This is a genomic window from Ideonella azotifigens (genome assembly GCF_021043325.1).
In the GTDB taxonomy this organism is placed as follows: Bacteria; Pseudomonadota; Gammaproteobacteria; order Burkholderiales; family Burkholderiaceae_C; genus Ideonella; species Ideonella azotifigens.
Window position 1 is genome coordinate 556,639 of record NZ_JAJNKD010000001.1, and the last position, 14,967, is coordinate 571,605.

Below are 14,967 nucleotides of genomic sequence, written 5' to 3' on the forward strand. Positions count from 1 at the left end.
GAGAAAGCATGAAGTGCCCTGTCTGTCCTGATTCCACGCTGCTGATGAGCGATCGCCAAGGCATCGAGATTGATCATTGCCCCCACTGCCGGGGTGTCTGGCTCGATCGAGGAGAGCTGGACAAGCTGGTCGAGCGGTCGGTCTATGCGGCGCCTGCCAGAAGCGCCGGGATCGACCACGAGAGACAGCCCCGATTCGTCGACTCGGACCATGCGCATGGCCGAAGCCGAAGTCACTCCCGAAGGAAGTCGTGGCTCAGCGACTTCTTCGACTGAGCCCCATGCCCTCTTACCCCCCGGACGAACAACATGCGCTTCTATCACCCTGACAGTCCGCAGGCCGCCGCCCGCATCGTGGCATTGGCCGTGCTGGCAGACCGGGACATCGGCAGCTCCGAACTAGAACTGCTGGACCGCCTGGCTGTTCATGCACAGCTCGGCCTCGACCGCAACGAGTTGCACGCGGTGCTGGACAAATTCTGCGAAGACCTCTTGTCCAGTGAGCAACTGCAATGGTCCGACACCTGCCCGGTGGATGAGCGCACCTTGGCCGGCCTGATGGGCGACATCGAAGACCCGGCCTTGCGTCGAAAACTGCTGCACCTGTGCGTCGAGATCGCCGAGGCCGACACGAGAGTGACCGATGGCGAGGCGATCGTGCTGAAGGCCGCGGTCGAGCACTGGGGCCTGCACCGCGAGATGCTCAGGTGACCGGGTGGGGCGTGTTGTCCACCGGGGATATGGAAGCGCGCGTCTGCTGCATTGACATGGACAGAGGGATTGGAAGATGAAACGCGTTGCCTTGTTCTTGCTGACCAACCTGGCCGTGATGCTTGTCCTCGGTCTGGCCGTCAATGTGCTGGGCCTCAACCGGTTTCTCAGCGCCAACGGCCTGAGCGTGACGGGGTTGCTGGGTTTTGCGCTGGTGATGGGTTTCGGTGGCGCATTCATCTCGCTGTTGATCAGCAAGCCAATGGCCAAGTGGACCACCCGGCTGCAGGTGATCAACGGATCGACTGACCCTGCGCATGCGTGGCTGGTGGCCACGGTCGAACGATTTGCGCGGCAGGCGGGTGTGAAGACACCGGAGGTCGGCATCTACGAGGGCTTGCCCAACGCATTTGCCACTGGCGCATTCAAGAACTCGGCCCTGGTGGCGGTGTCCACAGGGTTGCTGGCGTCGATGCCGCGTGATGAGGTCGAAGCGGTCATCGGCCACGAGGTGGCGCACGTGGCCAATGGCGACATGGTGACGATGGCGCTGATTCAAGGCGTCATGAACACCTTCGTGGTCTTCTTGTCGCGAATGATCGGCTATGTCGTCGACAAGCTTGTCCTGCGCAACCAGAACGAAGGCCCGGGCGTGGGCTACTACGTCACGACCCTCGTGCTGGACCTCGTGCTGGGCGTCGTCGCTGCGTTGATCGTGGCCTGGTTTTCGCGGCAACGTGAGTTCCGCGCCGACGCCGGCGCCGCACGGCTCATGGGGCGCAAACAGCCGATGATCGATGCGCTCGCCCGGCTGGGTGGGATGGATCCGGGCGAGATGCCCAAGGCCATGCGCGCCATGGGCATCAGCGCCCGGCCGGGTGGCATGCTGGCCCTGTTCTCCAGCCACCCGCCCATGGCACAACGCATCGAGCGGCTGCGCCGCGCGGATTGAACGCGGGAGATGACCGGGCGGCGTGGTTGCTCGGGGACTGGCCCTCGTCAGCGCAGCGCAGCACCTGTCCGGTTTGCCCACGCGAATCCGTACGGTGAATCAAGGACCTTCCGCCAGCGGCGGGGCGTGTCCGTCGGTTCACCGAACAGAGGATTCGAGATGCGTGGATTCATCGTCATATTGCTGGTGGTCGCGGTCCTGGCCTTCTCGGGCTACGCCACCTTCGGCGAGACCGGACCCATCGGCTGGCTCAACGCCGCGCAGGCCAGCCGCGACGGCAGCTACTCGCGCGCGATCAGCGCCATCGTCCTGCTGCTGGCGATCTGCCTTGTCGTCCTGGGCGTGTTGCAGGTGCTGACCTTCTTCCAGAACATCTGGCGCGCTCGCAGTGGCCAGGCCGCGCCGCCTGCTGCGCCTGCCCCGGTTCGGATTGCTCCCGCTCCTGCTGCGGCAGCAGCCGCGCCAATGGCGCCCGTGGTGCCGAAGCCGGCACCCTCAGGCTGGCGCATGGGCTTGACGGTGTGGGCCGCCTGCATCGCATTGACCTGGATCTGCGTCTTCGCCTGGTACGGCTGGGACTGGCACTTGCGCCGGGCCGACGTCGTGAGCGCGTACGCCCCGCTGCAACTGAGCCGCGGCGGGGACCCGGTGCACCCGGGGAGCGGCAGCCACCTTGCGCTTCAAGGGGGCCTGCTGTGGGATCACGCGCTGACGCGCCGCTCCAGCAAAAGCGGCGGCGCGGTCCAGGCGATCTTCGTGCCGGTGGCCGCCGCCGACTGGCGCCAGGGCGACCGGGTGGATTTCGTCGCGCAATTCGACAGCACCCAGCAGCTCTACGACTTTCAGCGCAGCTCCGGCGCTGCTGACGCCACGCTGCTGGTGCGTGTCGACGGCGCGGTGCCCGCTGCGACGCGGCCCGTCTTCGAACGCGATGGCGTGCTGGTCGCGGACAACGCGGTGCTGGTGACCGCCGTCGCGTCGCAAGCCGGCCGGCCGGCCGAAGCGGACCCGGCCTTCAACTGGACCTACACGAACCTGATCGGCGGCATCGTTTCGGGCTGTCTGACCTTGCCGCTCCTTGCCGCGGTGCTGGGCCTGAAGCGGGAGGCGTGGATGGAACGCCGGCGCGCGGCGCGAGCCGCACGCAAGTCGAGCTGAACCGCCTTCGGTGCGCAAGGACCGCGCTCTTCAATGGCATGCTGGGGCTACAACCGCTTCCCGCCGACCTTGCTGGCGTGTCCGGAGGCTTGTGTCGCGGTTCAACGAATTCGGACACCGAAGCAGGGTGACCTTGCCTCGCGAACCATCGTTCGGGTCGGATCTCTTGGTCGGTGTTGCCGAGATCTCGGTGGGGCGGGCGAGTCCGCTACTTGCCCTGAAGCGCCTTCGCTGCCTGAGCTCGCTGAACGTACTGCTGATACGCCGGCAACGCAATCGCCGCCAAGGTGCCAACCAGGATCACCACCCCGAAGATGCCGAACGCCGCGACCTTGACGCCGGTGCCGTTCGGCGGCGGCGGCGCGCCATACGCGTTTGCGCCAGGGCTGCCCGCCTTGAAGATCCAGATCAGTCCCACCAGCGGGATGATCGCCAGCAGCGACATCCAGCCGGACCAGCCCATGTCGTGTGAACGCCGGATCAGGACCAATGCGGAAAACACGAAATAGGGAATCATCATCAGCGAGAACAGAACGGCAAGCAGGCCGGGGCCGCCACTGGCACGGAGCATGGTCGCCGGTATCGTGACGACGACCGTCAGCACCATGTAAATCAAATACGCCACGGCGCCATACGCCAGAAAACGCAGACGACCCAAACGGCCTCGCCATCCCCAAATCCTCATCTCCTGGAATGCGCCCTGATGGGCGTTGTCTACGTCCGCAACCTCGGCTTGAGGCGCGGTGTACGGATTGCTGATTGCCATGCGGAAACTCCCTCTGTGTTTTGGCCAAATTGTGCTGCCGAAGGATGATCGTCCTTCGGTGAAAAAGCTGCTGAGTCGGCACCCGGCGGTCGACGAACCAAACAGCCCCTCAGACGCTGCGCACGCCCTTGCAAGCCGGGTAGGCTTCACAGCCCCAAAACTCCCGCCCTGCGTTCGCGCCCTTGCGCGCAGTGCGCCTGAGCATCGGCTTCGCACAGGCCGGGCAGGGCGGCGTGGCGGTCGCTGGCTTCTGCTGCAGCTGAGCTTGCGGGGCCGGCGGCAGCGGCATCGCCGCGGAAGCGCCCCGAACGTTCGCCGCCCCACGTACCGCACACGCCTCCTTCCGCGCCCGCTCCACCTGCCGGATCAAGCCCTGCAGCTGCAGCCCGTCGACCAGCCGAACATTGCGCCCTTCGGCAAATGCCTCCGCCTCGCGGCTGAAGTGGCCGGACGTGACGACGAAGCCGCCGGCGGCGCCCTGGGCGGCCATCACGCCGTAGAGCTCGCGCACCACGTCCACGCCGACCTTGTAGGCCTTCCATTGCTTGCACTGCACCAGGTGCTTCTCGCCGCTGCGGCGCAGCACCAGGTCCACGCCGCCGTCCGGGCCGCCGCGGCCGGTTTCCTGGACATTGAAGCCTTGCAGCCGGAAAGCCTCGCCGACCAGGCGTTCGAACTGCTGCCAGCTCATGCCGTTCAGCGCGTCGGCCGACGCGCTTTGGGTGACCTGGGTGACGAGCTTGCGGCGCTCGTGCTGCTTGAAGGCGGACATGGCCGCACCCACCAGGCAGATGAAGGGCAGCAGGTACTGGCCGATGGTGGCGGCGCTTCTGCCCAGCGAGTGGGCGACCGCCTGGGTGACGTCTGCGGGCTTGGCGACGACGGCCGCCGCACCGGGCTGTGCCAGCGTGTGCAGCACCAGGTAGAAGCCCAGCGCCGCGGCCACGCCGGCCCACCAGGGCATCAGCGAAACCAGATCCGCCAGATCGTCCATCGCGCTGCGTTTGCCTCTGCTTCTGGCCATGGCTGCGTCTCCCGAGGTTGATTGTTCTGTGCATTCGGCCTGCGCGATGCGGCCTCGCCAACGAGCCAGGCCCGTCGCCCCACGCGATCCATTTTTCGCGTGGGGTTCGCTCGCGGTTTGTGACTTCTGCACGTTTGCACAGCCGGAACCGGGTGCTGGATGTGAATTTGTTGGCACTTGGTGCGCGGGCGCACGCGGGCAGGTGGTTGTGGATGGTGGATGTAGGTGGTGGATGTGGGGGTGGCGGCGCCTGCCGTGTTTGTCGCCTTGTGCAGCGAGCTTGCCAGGCCCACACTGGCGATGCAGTCCGCCAGCGCGCACATAGCCGCCGGCCTCGCGTTGCAGCGCCACGGCCTGCAGCGCCGCGGGCCTGGCCGGGGCTGTGCACCTCGACAACAAAGTTTTCACCAAGGGGCCAACCAACATGGGCCGAACTTTCGAAGTTGTGCGTGCGCGCTGCCGCATGCGCCTTGTGGCACCACTGCTGCTGATGGCCGCCGCGTGCGCCGTCGCCACCGGGGCCTTGGCGGCCGGCAGCTACCGCTTCACGGCGCTGGCGCCCATCACCGGGGCCAGCCAGAGTTTTGGCGTGGCCTTGAATGACCTGGGCGTGGCGGCCGGCACCAGCGATTCGGGCGAAGGCGGCGGTCCCAACGGTGCCACCGTCTGGCTGCGCGGTGTGCCCACTGCGCTGCTGTCGCTGGGCGGGCCGGGTGCCTACAGCAGCGCGCAGGGCATCAACAACCTGGGCCAGGTGGTGGGCGACAGCACCACGACGGAAGGCCCTGGCCATGCCACGCGCTGGACCGGCGGCACGCCGGTGGACCTGGGCACGCTGGGCGGCGGCCACTACAGCATTGCCTTGGCGATCAACCACCGGGGCCAGGTCGTCGGCTACAGCGACGTGCTGGTGGGCGGTCTGAGCACCACCCATGCGGCGCTGTGGCAGGGCACGACGGTGACCGACCTTGGCACGCTGGGTGGCAGTTACAGCTCGGCCCGCAGCATCAACCGCTGGGGCCAGGTCGTGGGCAGCAGCACCGGGCCTGGCAATGCCAGCGTGCGGGCCGTGCTATGGCAAGCCGGCAGCTTGACGGACCTGGGCAGCGGCTACGCACTCTGCATCAACGACGCCGGCCAGGTCGTGGGCACCGACGGGCAGGTGGCCACGCTGTGGAGCGATGGCGTGCAGACCAGCCTGGGCACGCTGGGCGGCTCGCTCAGCAGTGCCGCGGGCATCAACAACGCCGGCCTGATCGTCGGCAACAGCCTGCTGGCCGGTGACGTGACGGGCCATGCGGCGATGTGGCAGGGTGGCGTGGCGGTCGACCTCAACACCTTGCTGGACGACGCGACCCGCGCCGCCGGCTGGGTGCTGCTGGACGCCAACGGCGTCAACGAACGCGGCGCGATCATCGGCACCGCGTACAACAGCGTGACAGGCGAGCAGCGAGGCTATGTGCTGCGGCCGCTAGGCAACTGAGGGCCCGGCGGGTTTCAGACCATCACCGGCGTCAGGTCCGGTGGCACAAACGCGGCTTCGGTCGTGTACTGCTTGAACAGCTCGGCTGCCTTGGTGTTGTCCATGCCCATGTGCACGCTCAGCGCCAGGCCTTCGAGCTTGCTGTTCAGGTCATGGGCCTTGGCCAGGTTGGCGCTCAGGTTGTGGGTCTTGTGCAGCGTGGTGGAGATCAAGGCAAGCAGCGAGCACAGCATGGCGGCCAGGCACAGCAGGCGCCAGATGGACGAATCGCTCTGCGCGCCGACCAGTTGCCGCATGAACTCGGTGAACTGCTCGCCCCCAAAGGCCGGCGCAGCGGTGAAGGCGGCGGCCACGGCGCTGAAGATGATGCCCTGGTTGGTCAGGCGCACCGAGCGCGGTTCCATCTTGCGCAAGAAGGCCGAAATGCAACGGCGCTTGCCTTCGATTTGCTGCACCAGGTATTGACGCGATTCATCATCGTTCGACATTTCGCTCCTCCGCAGGCAGGCGTGCGCCGTCACCTTTGAACAAGGCAAACAGGGCGGGACTCTTTGGCTTCGGGCTTGGCCTGTCGGGCGCCGCGGCATGGGCGGGGACCCTGGGCCGGTGCGCAGCGTACTCTCCTGCAAACCGGCGTCAAGTGGGCGGTCGAGAGGCGGCCGAGGGCTTTGGGCGTCGGTCGGAAATGGAATCGGTTCCGTTTGGCGGGCCGGTGCCGGCGCGGTGGCTTCGGTGGGTGAGGCGATGGGTTTGGGCCGGCCTAAACTCCCCCGATGATCAATGCCAAACCGCGTGGCGGCGCCTCCGCCGCGCCCAAGCCCAGCCCCGGGCAGTGCGCCCACGTGACGGCCGTGGCCTGCCACCGCGTGAGCACCTTGACCATGCGCGACGACGCGGTGGTCGTCGTCAAGCAGGGCCGCAAGACGCTGCTGGCGGCTGGCGCCGAAAGCGTGGTGGCCGAGCGCGGCGACGGCATGCTGGTGGCGCGCGGCACGCATTGGGACGTGATCAACGACCCCGCGGGACATGGCCGTTACGAATCGCTGGCGCTGTTCTTCGGCGACGAGCTGGTGCGAGAGCACCAGGCCCAGGCCACGCCGACTGGCGCTGCGGTGCCGGCCGCGCAGTTGCTGGTGGTGGACGAGGAGCTGCGGGAGGCGATGCAGCGCGCAGCCTCGTTCCTGCAGGCCAAGGCGGTGTCGGTTGCGGTGCAGCGGCACCGGCTGCTGGAGGTCCTGCTGCTGCTGGCCGAACGCGGCCACCACTTCCGCGCGGTGGACGAACTGGGCTGGGACGAGCGGGTGCGCCGGCTGGTCGCGCAGCGCCCGCATGCCGACTGGAGCGTGGACGCGGTCGCCTCGGCCTTCCACATGAGCGCTTCGACGCTGCGCCGCCGCCTCAGCGAAACCGAGGGCGACCCATCGCTCGCGGCGCTGGTGCGCGAGGTGCGGCTGGAAACCGCGCTGGGCCTGCTGCAAACCACCAAGCTGCCAATTGGCGAGATCGCGCAGCGCTGCGGCTGGGAGTCCCACAGCCGTTTCTCGGCGATGTTCCAGGAGCGCTGGGGCTTCGTGCCTTCGGTGCTGCGCGCCGGCATGACGCAAAGCGCGCAACGAATGGCGCAGGGCGGCTAACGCGCCAAGCTCCCGCGCGGGGACCATGCAGGCATTGCCAACGAACTGGAGCCGTGCCATGAAACACCCCCGTCCCTTGATCCTCTGCGCCACCTTGCTGGCCTTGCCGCTGCTGGCTTCGGCCGCGGGTTTCGAGCTCAGCAGCCTGGACATCGCGCCCGGCGCCAGACTGGCAGAGGCCCAGGTGTTCAAGGGCTTTGGCTGCGACGGTGGCAACCGCTCGCCTGCGCTGAACTGGCACGGCGCGCCGGCCGGCACGCAGAGCTATGCTGTGACTGTCTATGACCCGGACGCACCCACCGGTTCCGGCTGGTGGCACTGGGTCGTCTACAACCTGCCAGCCGCGACCACCAGCCTGTCCGCCGGCGCGGGCGACACCGCCAAGCCAATGCTGCCAGCCGGCGCCGCGCAAGGCCGCACCGACTTCGGCCGCACCGGCTTTGGCGGCGCCTGCCCGCCGCCCGGCGACAAGCCGCACCGCTACATCTTCACCGTGCACGCACTGGGCGTGCCGAAGCTGGCGCTGCCGGCAGACGCCACAGCGGCCATGGTCGGCTACATGATCCAGGCCAACCGGCTCGGCAGCGCCACGCTGGAGGCCAGCTACGGGCGCTGAGCGGGGCGGGCCGAAACCGCCGGCGCATGGCAGTCAGGCAACCCTTGTGACGGTCACGCCGCTGGCGCGCAACGCCTTGAGCGTGCGCGCCAGCGTGGCGGCAGGCACCAGCAGCTGGCGGATGGCGGCCAGTGGGTCTGCCGAGAAGGGCGAGACAGCCATCCGCTTTTCGCCGCAAGCCCGCACCACGGCTTCGGCGGTGCGGGCGTGCAGAGGGAATCCGGGTTCAGGTCTTCCACTTCCCCGCGTCAGACCTTCAGGTGCCAAGCCGGCGCAGATGCGCGGGGGAAAGGGGAGACCTGACCGTCGGATTCCCCCAAGCTGCCAGCCAATCGTCTCGAATGCAGCACTCAAAACGCCCGCACCCATTTGAGACATCCACCGCAGAGGCGTCCCGTCGCCCTCGCGGACTGGCCTCGCCAACAGCCCCCAAAAGCTGTTTGCAGAGCGCCACAAACCCATCCCGTCACGCACATCACCGGGCTTGTCCAACAACCGGCTCAGATCGCGGCTTCGCGCGATCTAGCCTTATTCGTTAGGCAGCACCGAGGTCACGGACGGTGAAGCATGCGTTGGCTAGCATTTCGTGAAAGCTCACCGTGCGATCAACTGTGACCCCGATCCCATGGTGGGCGAGGAGTATCTCTAGTAAGACGAATCCAAATGCATAGACTTTGTGGTTGTCTTCGAGCCCAATGCGGTCGAGGTTTACGAGCAGCCTCTCGTATGTCGGAGGATGTGTCGTCCAGCGGGTTCTGTTCTGTTGTAGATCGTATGCAAGTAAGTGAAGATTGGCGCATGCAATTCCGAGTGCACGCTTGAACAATGGACCAGATTCCGTTGTGTCACGACAAACCCAATCTGTAGCAGCGCGGTCCGCATCGGATTCTTGAAGCACCGACTCCACAGTTTCTAGTTCTCCGTGGTCAAGGCGCGCGTGTGCTATTTCGTGGTGTATCAGCCAAGAGACGGCCGTTAGAAAGAGTTCGTTTGCTACATGTCCGTCGGTATCGGGAGCTGGGAACCGAACTGGTGACAGTTCGGGTAGCGGCCACGGAATCCGGATCTTGGCTATGTGGGCTTCCAGTAGCTGACGATGGAGAGAATACGCGATGGCCGTACGGTGGGATGCGCCTACGTGAAAGTACTCGTCCTTTCGCTTATTCGCCTGCTCGTACTCGTCGAAGATAACAATGAACGAGTACGAAGCCGCCCATAGAACTTCAAGAAATGGCGTACCCAACCGGACTACCGCCCTCGATGGAACAAACTTTGCAAACAGTGTAGGTTCATCTCCGAATTCAAGAGTGACCCGGTGACCTGCGATGACCGCCGCCAGCTGTTCTTCCGCATCCGGCGCGACTCTAAACGGGCTGGCCGCAATAGCATTTAGCAGCGGTTCGATAGCGGAGGACATGGGTTGTGCTGCCTAACGTGCTAGCTCAGGGGCGACCGGAGGCCGCAGGCCGCAGGCCGGAGGGAACCAGAAGCGCAGCTTCTCGGGCGTCCCTTGGAGCGGCGGGTTAGCCCTTTGGATGCAGGCCACGTTGAACTAGGCTGGGTAGAACAAACATGATTTCCGCCAATGCAGCGGCAAAATCAATGACTCGCTTGGCGTCTTCCTCTGTCGGGAGCGCGGCTGCTTCGTCTGCATGCCGTTGATCGTTGGCATCAAGCCGAACCTCATGAGCCCAAGTTGCCATATCGCTTGTAATGATGTGATCGGCCGCAGCCTTTTCGATTCTCGAATACAAATTGCCGTTCGTGTAGCCTTTCAGCTTGAGCATCGAATCAACGGCACTTGCCGCAAGCATAACTGCGCCGGCAGGTGCATGCAGGCTCTCATTAGCTTGTTGTAGAAAGGCGCGTGGACGATCTGGAATATCTTCATCCACCTGATGAGCTCGAGGGAAGTGCTCTCCAACATCGGTGCCGTGGTTTGCAGCCCATGCAGTAACTACCCCGCCGCAGCTGCCGCATATATAGGTTGCCCACTTTCGCGGACGGCTATTAAGGTGGTTGTTCGTGTCGAAATGATGGTTCCGTTGCAAATTGGGATTTGCAACGGAGCAATGAGGGCAGCGACTCAGTACTAGGTTTGCAGATAGTGTCGGCATGATCGGATGTGAAAGGGCTAACTTCTTTATCGGGCGACAGTTTTGCTGGCGAACATCGCCGGCCGTCTCCGTAAAACCGGAGGCGTGATGGGCCGCGGGGCCGCATGGACGCTGGCGATCCGGGCGATTGACTTTGTTTTCATGCCGTGCGGTCCTGACGACAAAAGCAGCAGTGGCATTCTGGTGGGTTTTCCGCGAGGTGCAGGTTTACCGGCTTCAAATGTGGCATGTGATTTGTGGTTCGTCGCGAACGGGATCCTCAATGTCAATGATGAAAGTGGCTGCGCTCGCGCCTCACGCTCGCCGCAAGCGCTTTCGGATTCACGGCCTAGCACGGGCGCGATCTGGCCGATGGCGCCTGAGGGGTTGACCAGCCCGCATGCGCATCAGCACGCCGCGACGCCATTAGCGCCCGCCGTTGCGACTTTGAGGCCCCCGATGGAAGTGCCTCATGCCGCGCGCTGTACCTTCACGCCACCAGCACGCAGCGCCTTCAGCGTGCGCTCGGGGGTGGTGGCCGGCACCAGCAACTGGCTGATGTCGGCCAGCGGCGCGACCAGGAAGGGCGAGGCGGCCATCAGCTTTTCGCTGGAAGCCAGCACCACGGTTTCGGCGGCGCGGGCATGCAGCGCGCGCTTGACAGCAGCCTCTTCATCGTCACCGGTGCTCAGGCCGGTCTCTGGGTGCACACCGGTCACGCCCATGAAGTAGAGGTCGGCCCGCAGCCGGGACGCGGCCTCGATCACCGTGGCGCCCACGTTCACGCCCGAGTGGCGGAACAGCCTGCCGCCCAGCATCAGGATCTCCACCAGCGGCTGCTTCGCGGCTTCCAGCGCCACGGCCGGGCTGTGCGTGACGAGGGTGGCGCGCAGCGTGGGCGGCAGGTGGCGGGCGAGCTGCAGCGCGGTGGTGCCGCCGTCGAGGATCACCAGCTGGCCGGGCTGGATCAGCGCGGCGCCGGCCTTGCCCAGCGCGACCTTGTCGTCAGGCGACAGCGCTGCACGCGCCTGCAGGTCGCCCACCGCGGGCGAGGCCGGCAGCGCGCCGCCGTGCACTCGCTGCAGCCTGCCGGCCTGGGCCAGCTCGCGCAGGTCGCGGCGGATGGTGTCTTCCGAGGTGCCGAGTTCGGCCGCCAGGTCCTTGGCGACCAGGTGGCCATCGGCCGCGAGGCGGGCCAGCAGCAGCTGCTTGCGGTGCGTGGTGAGCATGTGGGCGGGATTCTGCAGGGGCTTGCGGGCATTCGGATGTTTGCATGATACTGCACGAAATTGCACGAATTGAGAAAGGCCCGAATGAACCCGATGCTCTCCGCCACCACCCGCCCGCCCGACAGCGCGCAGGTCCGCATCGTTGAGCAGCGCGTGCTGGCCGACGACTGGTTCGTGCTGAAGAAAACCAGCTTCGAATACCGCCGGCGCGACGGCAGCACGCAGATGCTGCACCGCGAAACCTATGACCGCGGCAATGGCGCGGCACTGCTGCTGTTCAACGCCCAGCGTGGCACGGTAGTGCTCACGCGCCAGTTCCGCTTCCCGGCCTATGTGAACGGCTGCGCCGACGGGCTGCTGGTCGAAGCCTGCGCCGGCCTGCTGGACGGCGAGGACGCAGAGGCCTGCATCCGTCGCGAGGCGCAGGAGGAAACCGGCTTCGTGGTGCGCGCGCCGCGCAAGGTCTTCGAGGCCTACATGAGCCCCGGCTCGGTGACCGAGAAGCTGCACTTCTTCGTCGCCGAATACGAGGACGCGGACCGCATTTCCAACGGTGGCGGTGAGGTGGCCGAAGGCGAGGACATCGAGGTGCAGGAATGGCCGCTGGCCGATGCGCTGCAGGCGATGGCCGATGGCCGCATCCAGGACGGCAAGACCATCATGCTGCTGCAGCACGTGGCGCTGGCCGGGCTGCTGCGATGAGCCAGGCCCGGAACGCCGCGGCGGCCGGCGGTTCGGCCACGCCATCACGCGCCACCAGCGCATAGGTGAACGGCGAGCGCAGCGTGTGCCGCGGAAACGGCGCGAGCAGCGTGCCGGCGGCCAGGTGCTGCGCCACCATGGGCTGCGCCGCCAGCGCCACGCCCACGCCGGCCAGCGCCGCTTCGATGGCCAGCGTGGAGTTCGAGTAGCGCCGGCCTGGCGCCAGCACAGGGTGCGGCACGCCGGCCGCTGCCAGCCAGTGCAGCCAGCCGCCGGCTTCGCCGCCGCGGCCGGCGCCGGCCAGGGTTTCGTCGTGGATCAGCGTGGCGCGGCACAGGTCGGCCGGCTCGGTCAGCGGCGGGGCAGCTTGCAGCCAGCCGGGTGCGCAGACCGGCAGCAGCTCGGGCACCAGCAGCGGCGCCACCCGGTGGCCGGCATAGCGGCCGCTGCCGTAGACGATGGCCAGCACGCTGCCGGCGTGGCCGGTGGCATTGGGAGGCGGGTCCAGCGCGGCCAGCACGGTGGCGGCGCCGGCCTGGTCCACGGCCTCCGGGCTGCTGACCAGCCGCAGGTCCACGGCCGGGTGCAGCGCATGGAAGGCCGGCAGCCGCGGCACCAGCCACTGGCTGGCAAAGCCGGGCGGCGCCCACACGGTGAGCTGGTCCTGCGCTTGCTGCGCCGTGCCGGTCCTGGCCAGCTGCACGCCGCGCGCCAGTGCCTCGAAGGCCTCGCGCACGGGGCCGCGCAGGGCCTCGCCTTGAGGCGTGAGGCGCAGCGCGCGCGTCAGCCGCTCGAACAGCGGCTGGCCCAGCTGGTCTTCCAGCGCCTTGATCTGCTGGCTGACCGCGGCCGGCGTGACATGCAGCTCCGCCGCCGCGAGCTTGAAGCTGAGGTGGCGGGCGGCCGCTTCGAAGCTGCGGAACAGGGGCAGGGCGGGCAACCGGTCTTGCATGGTGAAGCAGAGCTAATGCGTCGCATCATAAAGACTCGTTTGTCGACCGCCGGGCTGGCGGCCTAGAGTGCGCGCGCCGCCGGGCTGGTCCGGCAGGCATCCTCTTTCCGCCGCAGCCCCATGCCACACGACAGCCGAATCCTCCATCCCGCCCTGCGTGGCCGCCTGATGTCTGCCGACGATGCCGCGCGGCTGATCCTGCCGGGCGACACCGTGGGCATGAGCGGCTTCACCGGCGCGGGTTACCCCAAGGCGGTGCCGGCCGCGCTGGCGCGCCACATCTCGGCGGCGCATGCGGCCGGCCAGCCGTTCAAGGTCAGCGTGTGGACCGGCGCCTCCACCGCGCCCGAGCTGGACGGCGCGCTGGCCGCGGCGGACGGCGTGGAGCTGCGCCTGCCCTACCAGTCAGACCCGGTGTGCCGCCAGCGCATCAACGACGGGCGCATGGAGTACCTGGACATCCACCTCTCGCACGTGGCGCAGTTCGCCTGGTTCGGCTTCCTGGGCAAGCTGGACGTGGCGGTGGTGGAAGTGGCGGCCATCCTGGAAGATGGGCGGCTCGTGCCCTCGACCTCGGTGGGCAACAACAAGACCTGGCTGGACCAGGCCGACAAGATCATCCTGGAAGTCAACAGCGCCGTGCCGGCCGGGCTGGACGGCATGCACGACCTCTACTACGGGACCCAGCTGCCGCCGCACCGCAAGCCCATTCCGCTGGTCCGCCCGAGCGACCGCATTGGCGAGCCCTACCTGCGCTGCAACCCGGACAAGGTGATCGCCGTGGTGCAGACCGACGCGCCCGACCGCGACACCCGCTTTGCCGCGCCAGACGAAGCCTCGCGCCGCATTGCCGGCCACATCCTCGAGTTCTTCGCCCACGAGGTGGCCAAGGGTCGGCTGCCGGCCGAGCTGCTGCCCTTGCAGTCGGGCGTGGGCAACATTGCCAATGCGGTGCTGGCCGGGTTGGGTGACGGCCCGTTCGAGAACCTGACCGCCTTCACCGAGGTGCTGCAGGACGGCATGCTGGACCTGCTGGGCAGCGGCAAGCTGGCCTTCGCCTCGGCCACCGCGCTGTCGCTCAGCAGCCAGGCCCGCGAGGCCTTCAACGCCGATCTCGCGCGCTACCGCTCGCGCATCCTGCTGCGCCCGCAGGAGATCAGCAACCACCCGGAGCTGGTGCGCCGGCTGGGCGTGATCGCGATGAATGGCATCATCGAGGCCGACCTCTATGGCAACATCAATTCCACGCATGTGATGGGCACGCAGATCATGAACGGCATTGGCGGCTCGGGCGACTTCGCGCGCAACGGCTTCCTGTCCATCTTCATGACGCCTTCCACCGCCAAGGGCGGCAGCATCTCCTGCATCGTGCCCATGACCCCACACGTGGACCACACCGAGCACGACGTGCAGGTCGTCGTCACCGAACAAGGCCTGGCCGACCTGCGCGGGCTCTCGCCCAAGCAGCGCGCCAGGCTCATCATCGAGCGTTGCGCCCACCCCGACTACCGCCCCGCGCTGCGCGACTACTGCCAGCGCGCGCTGGCCGGCTCGCCAGGCAAGCACACGCCGCACCTGCTGGAGGAAGCCCTGTCCTGGCATGTGCGCTACCTGCGCAGCGGCAGCATGGCGGCGCAAGCCTGAA

Annotated in this window: 17 protein-coding genes; 9 read left to right on the plus strand and 8 right to left on the minus strand. The window is 67.0% G+C overall.

The genetic code is table 11. The features are described from left to right. Positions 1-8 precede the first annotated feature (8 nt). The 4 genes from LRH25_RS02570 to LRH25_RS02585 all read left to right on the plus strand — a co-directional run bounded on the left by LRH25_RS02570 (position 9) and on the right by LRH25_RS02585 (position 2,820). Complete coding sequence (locus LRH25_RS02570) at positions 9-275, plus strand: TFIIB-type zinc ribbon-containing protein (RefSeq protein ID WP_141287418.1); 267 nt, start codon at positions 9-11, stop codon at positions 273-275. Between the two features lie 33 nt (positions 276-308). Beyond that, positions 309-710, plus strand: a complete 402-nt coding sequence (locus tag LRH25_RS02575; RefSeq protein WP_141287417.1) for a tellurite resistance TerB family protein — start codon at positions 309-311, stop codon at positions 708-710. A gap of 76 nt (positions 711-786) precedes the next feature. Then, the gene (gene htpX / locus LRH25_RS02580) at positions 787-1,662 is read left to right on the plus strand and encodes a protease HtpX (protein WP_141287416.1); all 876 of its coding nucleotides are present in this window, start codon (positions 787-789) and stop codon (positions 1,660-1,662) included. Between the two features lie 159 nt (positions 1,663-1,821). Then, positions 1,822-2,820, plus strand: a complete 999-nt coding sequence (locus tag LRH25_RS02585; RefSeq protein ID WP_141287415.1) for a hypothetical protein — start codon at positions 1,822-1,824, stop codon at positions 2,818-2,820. 208 nt (positions 2,821-3,028) lie between these two features. On the opposite strand, the gene LRH25_RS02590 is transcribed toward LRH25_RS02585, so the two are convergent. Together LRH25_RS02590 and LRH25_RS02595 are read right to left on the minus strand one after the other, a co-directional pair. Further along, entirely contained in the window at positions 3,029-3,586 is a 558-nt protein-coding gene (locus tag LRH25_RS02590; protein ID WP_141287414.1) for a DUF805 domain-containing protein, read from the minus strand. 109 nt (positions 3,587-3,695) lie between these two features. Next, entirely contained in the window at positions 3,696-4,610 is a 915-nt protein-coding gene (locus tag LRH25_RS02595; RefSeq protein WP_141287413.1) for a restriction endonuclease, read from the minus strand. 463 nt (positions 4,611-5,073) lie between these two features. On the opposite strand from LRH25_RS02595, the gene LRH25_RS02600 reads away from it, so the two are divergent. Beyond that, positions 5,074-6,093 carry a hypothetical protein gene (locus LRH25_RS02600; RefSeq protein ID WP_170200837.1) on the plus strand — a complete coding sequence of 340 codons (1,020 nt, stop codon included), beginning with the start codon at positions 5,074-5,076 and terminating at the stop codon, positions 6,091-6,093. Positions 6,094-6,107: 14 nt separating this feature from the next. Here the strand turns inward: LRH25_RS02600 and LRH25_RS02605 are convergent, their stop codons facing one another. After that, complete coding sequence (locus tag LRH25_RS02605) at positions 6,108-6,581, minus strand: hypothetical protein (protein ID WP_141287411.1); 474 nt, start codon at positions 6,579-6,581, stop codon at positions 6,108-6,110. 285 nt (positions 6,582-6,866) lie between these two features. On the opposite strand from LRH25_RS02605, the gene LRH25_RS02610 reads away from it, so the two are divergent. Together LRH25_RS02610 and LRH25_RS02615 are read left to right on the plus strand one after the other, a co-directional pair. After that, the gene (locus LRH25_RS02610) at positions 6,867-7,727 is read left to right on the plus strand and encodes a helix-turn-helix transcriptional regulator (RefSeq protein ID WP_141287410.1); all 861 of its coding nucleotides are present in this window, start codon (positions 6,867-6,869) and stop codon (positions 7,725-7,727) included. A 58-nt stretch (positions 7,728-7,785) separates the two neighbouring features. Further along, positions 7,786-8,343: a YbhB/YbcL family Raf kinase inhibitor-like protein gene (locus LRH25_RS02615; protein ID WP_231010114.1), complete on the plus strand. Its 558-nt coding sequence runs from the start codon at positions 7,786-7,788 to the stop codon at positions 8,341-8,343. A gap of 33 nt (positions 8,344-8,376) precedes the next feature. On the opposite strand, the gene LRH25_RS32665 is transcribed toward LRH25_RS02615, so the two are convergent. From LRH25_RS32665 to LRH25_RS02630, 4 genes are all read right to left on the minus strand, one after another. Next, entirely contained in the window at positions 8,377-8,505 is a 129-nt protein-coding gene (locus LRH25_RS32665; RefSeq protein WP_259372463.1) for a hypothetical protein, read from the minus strand. Positions 8,506-8,878: 373 nt separating this feature from the next. Then, complete coding sequence (locus tag LRH25_RS02620) at positions 8,879-9,760, minus strand: phage exclusion protein Lit family protein (protein WP_141290634.1); 882 nt, start codon at positions 9,758-9,760, stop codon at positions 8,879-8,881. 106 nt (positions 9,761-9,866) lie between these two features. Continuing rightward, the gene (locus LRH25_RS32950; protein WP_211361588.1) at positions 9,867-10,238 is read right to left on the minus strand and encodes a DUF4145 domain-containing protein; all 372 of its coding nucleotides are present in this window, start codon (positions 10,236-10,238) and stop codon (positions 9,867-9,869) included. A 671-nt stretch (positions 10,239-10,909) separates the two neighbouring features. Further along, the gene (locus tag LRH25_RS02630) at positions 10,910-11,668 is read right to left on the minus strand and encodes a DeoR/GlpR family DNA-binding transcription regulator (RefSeq protein ID WP_231010115.1); all 759 of its coding nucleotides are present in this window, start codon (positions 11,666-11,668) and stop codon (positions 10,910-10,912) included. A gap of 93 nt (positions 11,669-11,761) precedes the next feature. Here LRH25_RS02630 and LRH25_RS02635 point away from each other — a divergent pair, with 93 nt between their 5' ends. Continuing rightward, entirely contained in the window at positions 11,762-12,370 is a 609-nt protein-coding gene (locus LRH25_RS02635) for an NUDIX domain-containing protein (protein WP_375142154.1), read from the plus strand. Here LRH25_RS02635 and LRH25_RS02640 read toward each other — a convergent pair. Next, positions 12,327-13,310, minus strand: a complete 984-nt coding sequence (locus LRH25_RS02640; RefSeq protein ID WP_231010117.1) for a LysR substrate-binding domain-containing protein — start codon at positions 13,308-13,310, stop codon at positions 12,327-12,329. The genes LRH25_RS02635 and LRH25_RS02640 overlap by 44 nt on opposite strands. Positions 13,311-13,442: 132 nt before the next feature. Between LRH25_RS02640 and scpC the strand changes: the two genes are divergently transcribed. Further along, a complete protein-coding gene (gene scpC / locus LRH25_RS02645; RefSeq protein WP_231010118.1) occupies positions 13,443-14,966 on the plus strand; it encodes a succinyl-CoA:acetate CoA-transferase ScpC in 1,524 nt (507 codons plus the stop codon). Position 14,967: the final 1 nt, after the last annotated feature.

What these genes read in the sequence shown, in the direction of transcription:
- LRH25_RS02570 (WP_141287418.1), top strand. Translation starts at nt 9, where the DNA reads ATGAAGTGCCCTGTCTGTCCTGATTCCACGCTGCTGATGAGCGATCGC.
- LRH25_RS02575 (WP_141287417.1), top strand. Translation starts at nt 309, where the DNA reads ATGCGCTTCTATCACCCTGACAGTCCGCAGGCCGCCGCCCGCATCGTG.
- htpX (WP_141287416.1), top strand. Translation starts at nt 787, where the DNA reads ATGAAACGCGTTGCCTTGTTCTTGCTGACCAACCTGGCCGTGATGCTT.
- LRH25_RS02585 (WP_141287415.1), top strand. Translation starts at nt 1,822, where the DNA reads ATGCGTGGATTCATCGTCATATTGCTGGTGGTCGCGGTCCTGGCCTTC.
- LRH25_RS02590 (WP_141287414.1), bottom strand. Translation starts at nt 3,586, where the DNA reads ATGGCAATCAGCAATCCGTACACCGCGCCTCAAGCCGAGGTTGCGGAC.
- LRH25_RS02595 (WP_141287413.1), bottom strand. Translation starts at nt 4,610, where the DNA reads ATGGCCAGAAGCAGAGGCAAACGCAGCGCGATGGACGATCTGGCGGAT.
- LRH25_RS02600 (WP_170200837.1), top strand. Translation starts at nt 5,074, where the DNA reads ATGCGCCTTGTGGCACCACTGCTGCTGATGGCCGCCGCGTGCGCCGTC.
- LRH25_RS02605 (WP_141287411.1), bottom strand. Translation starts at nt 6,581, where the DNA reads ATGTCGAACGATGATGAATCGCGTCAATACCTGGTGCAGCAAATCGAA.
- LRH25_RS02610 (WP_141287410.1), top strand. Translation starts at nt 6,867, where the DNA reads ATGATCAATGCCAAACCGCGTGGCGGCGCCTCCGCCGCGCCCAAGCCC.
- LRH25_RS02615 (WP_231010114.1), top strand. Translation starts at nt 7,786, where the DNA reads ATGAAACACCCCCGTCCCTTGATCCTCTGCGCCACCTTGCTGGCCTTG.
- LRH25_RS32665 (WP_259372463.1), bottom strand. Translation starts at nt 8,505, where the DNA reads ATGGCTGTCTCGCCCTTCTCGGCAGACCCACTGGCCGCCATCCGCCAG.
- LRH25_RS02620 (WP_141290634.1), bottom strand. Translation starts at nt 9,760, where the DNA reads ATGTCCTCCGCTATCGAACCGCTGCTAAATGCTATTGCGGCCAGCCCG.
- LRH25_RS02630 (WP_231010115.1), bottom strand. Translation starts at nt 11,668, where the DNA reads ATGCTCACCACGCACCGCAAGCAGCTGCTGCTGGCCCGCCTCGCGGCC.
- LRH25_RS02635 (WP_375142154.1), top strand. Translation starts at nt 11,762, where the DNA reads ATGCTCTCCGCCACCACCCGCCCGCCCGACAGCGCGCAGGTCCGCATC.
- scpC (WP_231010118.1), top strand. Translation starts at nt 13,443, where the DNA reads ATGCCACACGACAGCCGAATCCTCCATCCCGCCCTGCGTGGCCGCCTG.